This window comes from Candidatus Nanopelagicales bacterium (genome assembly GCA_018003655.1).
Lineage (GTDB): Bacteria > Actinomycetota > Actinomycetes > S36-B12 > UBA10799 > JAGNDY01.
Genome location: JAGNDY010000165.1, coordinates 1 through 2,637 on the forward strand (window position 1 = coordinate 1; position 2,637 = coordinate 2,637).

Below are 2,637 nucleotides of genomic sequence, written 5' to 3' on the forward strand. Positions count from 1 at the left end.
GGGTGCCGATGCCCGACGGTGCGAAGCTGGCCGACGCCGTGTCGCCGATTCCCGGTGCGGGCTCGGCAACCGGCTGGACCGCGGTGGCAGTCACAACCACCGGCACGGCGCAAGCCGCGACGGCCGACGCGCTGCGAAAGCAACTGGACGACGCTGGCTGGACGACGAAGGTGGTCGCCGAGGCAGACAACGGCGTGGGAATCGCTGCCCGTACACCGGCAATGGCCCCGGTCAAATGGCTGAACATCAGCGTCACCGGACCCTTGCCGGACAGCGGACCTGCCGTCACCTATCGCTACGTCACAGTGCCAACGCCGCTGCCCACCGACGTAAGCCCGTCGCAGTCAAGCCTGCGGGGGTCGCAGTGAGAAAGGGGCGCGCACAGGTTGAGTTGAATGCATTGCTCGTCGACCCGTCGACGCGACAACGCCATCGGCTCGGTGCGTTGCCGAAGCTGGCGGTTCTTGGCGTCATCGGCGGACTGGTTGTTGCCGTCGGAATGACCCCCGCAGCTTCCGTTGCCATCGCGGGCACGAATGTCGCCAGCGGCGCCTGGAACTCCCAGTCCGACACCATTCCGGCGCCCGCGCTTCCCGGACGCACCACCCTGGTCGATGCGTCAGGTCGAACCATCGCGCAGGCCTTCACCATCGACCGCGTACCGGTCAGCGGTAACCAGCAGTCCAAGCAAGTTCGGGACGCAATCGTCTCCATCGAGGATGCGCGCTTCTACGAGCACAACGGGATTGACCCCGTCGGAACCGTTCGCGCGTTGGTGGCGACCGGGAGCAACAACGGGGTGCAGGGTGGATCGACCATCACCCAGCAGTACGCCAAGAACCTGCGGATCGCGCAAGCCGTCATCGAGGGCCGAGGATCCCCCGATCCGGAAGCCCTTGCTGCCGCGTCCGGTCGCAGCTGGCAGCGCAAACTCGCTGAGGCCCACCTGGCGACGGTTATTGAATCTCAAATGAGCAAGGACGACATCCTCACCGGCTATCTCAACGTGTCCTACTTCGGAGCCGGCGCTTATGGGATCGAGGCTGCCGCGCGGCGCTATTTCTCAGTTCCCGCCGCAAAGTTGAGTCTGCCGCAGGCAGCCCTGTTGGCCGGCATCGTGCAGTCGCCTTCCAGTTTGGACCCGAGAATCAACCCCACGGGTGCGCTAGAGCGTCGACGGCAAGTGCTCAACGCTATGGTCAAGAGCGGCCACATCACCTCCGAACAAGCAGCCGTTGCCAACGCCACTGCGATCAAACTCAAGCTGAGCCTGCCCGCACAGGGCTGCAAGACCGCTGCCAGAGCGTGGGGCATGGTCTGTGATTCCGCGCTGCGTGAGTTGCGCACGGCTGACTGGCTCGGCGACGAGGCGGCCAGCCTGGTTGCCACCGGTGGCCTGACCGTCACGCTCACCCCGAATCCCAGCGTCCAGCGAACCGCCTTCCAGACCGCCCGGCAGGTGCTGCCCGCGAACCAGAGTGCAGCCAACGCGATCACGATGGTTCAGCCGGGCACCGGTGCGATCAAAGCGATGGCAAGCAACCGAGCATTCGGTGAGGGCAAAGGCGAGACCGAAATCCCGCTGGCCACGACTCGCTCGTTCGCACCCGCGTCGACGTTCAAGTTGTTCACCCTGGTGGCCGCCCTAGAGGCCGGCACGCCGCTGAGCACAGTGCTTCCCGGTGGAACCACGTACACAAGTTCCAAATACGACAACCCACCCGGTGGCTACCACAACGCTGAGGGGCTATCCGCCAGCAACGTCACCATCTCGCAGGCGACCGAGATGTCGATCAACACCGCGTACGTGCAGCTCGAAGAGAAGGTCGGCATTCCGGCCATCGCCGAGGCCGCTCGCCGACTGGGGATCGCGATTCCGCCGGATGGGCAGAAGGGTGCTCCCGGCAAGAAGGAGGGAACGTTCACTCTCGGTGCCCGCGACGTCTCCGTCACTGACATGGCCGGTGCCTACGCCGCGATCGCCAATCACGGCGTCTGGTGCCCGCCGAGCCTGATCGCGTCGGTGAAGCTGCCCGACGGAACTGTGGTGAACAACCCGGTCAAGAAGCGCTGCCGACAGGCCGTGGATCCAGCAGTTGCCGATACCGCCGCCAGCGTCCTAGCCGGCGTCGTCACCCGCGGAACCGGCCGTCCGGCCGCGCTCGCGGGCCGTCCAGCGGCGGGCAAGACCGGCACGGGTGAGGACGACAGCTCCGCGTGGTTCGTCGGCTTCACCCCCCAGATCGCGGCTGCCGTGTGGACCGGCGATCCTCGATCCCCTCGCTTTACGTTGCACGGGGTCATGGGCCTGAGCACGGTGTATGGAGGCACACTGCCAGCCGACGTGTGGCGCGCTTCCATGAACTCCTACCTGCGCAACAAACCCGCCATGCCGATAGCGGCAGCGGACCCGGACTACCTGCTGGCACCAGGTGCGCCACCGGGGGACAGCATCGCCATGGTTGATCTGCGTGGCCAGACCCAGGAAGGAGCGACCCAGACGTTGATAGCAATGGGACTGACGCCGCAGGTCATCACCGACCCGACCGGTCAGTCCCCGTGGATCCCGGCTGGAACGGTGATCGCGCAGTCGCGCCAGCCGGGTGCATTTGTTTCTCCGGACACCAAAGTGCAGAT

At 65.8% G+C, this 2,637-nt stretch carries 2 protein-coding genes; both read left to right on the forward strand.

Annotated features, from left to right (window positions below):
* The coding region (locus KAZ48_11815) for a hypothetical protein (GenBank protein MBP7973477.1) at window positions 1-368 on the forward strand (368 nt) is incomplete at its 5' end.
* On the forward strand, window positions 365-2,637 hold a 2,273-nt coding region (locus tag KAZ48_11820; protein MBP7973478.1), incomplete at its 3' end, for a transglycosylase domain-containing protein. The genes KAZ48_11815 and KAZ48_11820, both read left to right, overlap by 4 nt.